The sequence below is a fragment of the Ideonella sp. P3_A4 genome, assembly GCF_056403075.1.
Map to the genome: position 1 here is coordinate 1 of NZ_JBFUGE010001057.1, position 1346 is coordinate 1346.

The 1346-nt window shown below is 68.1% G+C and carries 2 protein-coding genes; one reads left to right on the top strand and one right to left on the bottom strand.

The genetic code is table 11. The annotated features are described in order from the left end of the window. Positions 1-81 precede the first annotated feature (81 nt). Entirely contained in the window at positions 82-789 is a 708-nt protein-coding gene (locus tag AC1DYI_RS35815) for a DUF599 domain-containing protein (protein WP_477208845.1), read from the top strand. Positions 790-796: 7 nt separating this feature from the next. Here the strand turns inward: AC1DYI_RS35815 and AC1DYI_RS35820 are convergent. Next, on the bottom strand, positions 797-1346 hold a 550-nt coding region (locus AC1DYI_RS35820), incomplete at its 5' end, for a substrate-binding periplasmic protein (protein ID WP_477208846.1).

Sequence of the window (1346 nt, forward strand, 5' to 3'; positions counted from 1 at the left end):
GCGGCGCCGACGTGCTGGTGTTCGACCTCGCCCGTTTGAACTGAAGGCCAGGATGCCCGCGGCGCCGCTAAAGTCGCGGGCATGAACCTCACCCTGACCGCGCTGAGCGTGTTGCCGGCCCTCGACTGGCTGGCCGTCATCTGCCTCTTCGCGGCCTGGGTGGGCTATGCGCAGTTCGCGCGGCGGCACGCGCAGAGCCAGCCGTCCGTCCTGGCCGCGACCAACCTGATCCGGCGCCAGTGGATGCTGCAGACAACGATGCGCGAGAACCGGGTGATCGACGGCGTGACGGTGCAGAACCTGTCGACCAGCCCCTCGTTCTTTGCCTCGACCACGATCCTGATCATCGGTGGCCTGCTGGCGGTGCTGGGCACCACCGACAAGGCGACYGAGTTCGTGCGCGAGATCCCGTTCGCCGCGCGCACCTCGGTGCTCGTGTTCGACCTGAAGGTGGCGATGCTGACCGCCATCTTCGTCTACGCCTTCTTCCGCTTCACCTGGAGCATGCGGCAGTACACCTTCGGCGCGCTGTTGGTGGCGTCGGCGCCCGAGTTCAATGCGCCGTGGACCGATGCCGAGCGCGAAGCCTTCGCCGCGCGGGCCGGCGGCGTGATGGGCCTGGCCGCCGAAACCTTCAACGATGGCCTGCGTGCCTACTACATGGCCTTTGCCGGCATCGGCTGGTTCTTCTCGCCCTGGGTCTGCCTGGGCGCCACCGCCTTCGTGGTCGGCGTGTTGTACCGGCGTGAGTTCCGCTCCGAGGTGCTGACGGCGTTGACGCAGGGCTGATCGACGTCTATTCCCGCGGCACCAGGTCTGACACCTCGTCATCGGCCACATGCCGGCGGGCAATACGCGCGAACGTGCCGTCACGGACGATCTCGCGCACCAGGTTGCGCCAGTAGGCCAGTTCCGCTTCGCTGAAGCGGGCCCGAGAGAACACCATGCCTTCGGGCATCACCGATTGCTGCGGCGCCCAGTCGAACGCCACCAGTTGCGGCTTGCGCGGGTGCTCTGCGGCATAGCGGCGGATCACCACCGAGTGGGCGATGATCGCGTCCACCGTGCCCTCGGCCAGCAGGCGCAGCAAGGCGCCATCGTCAGTCGCCTCGACCACGCGGCCCTGGCTGCGCGCCTGCTCCAGCGCTGCGTCGTAGGCCGGCGTGTGCTTGTAGCCGCGCACGGCGCCCCAGCGCAGCGTGGGCGTGGCCACGAACTCGGCCAGGCCGCCGCGCACCGGCGTGTGGGTCGTCAACATCCAGACGTGGTGCTTGAGCTGGATGTACGGCGCAAAGGCATAGAGCTTTTCGCGCTCGGGCGTCGAGATGCCCGAGGTCGTCATGTCG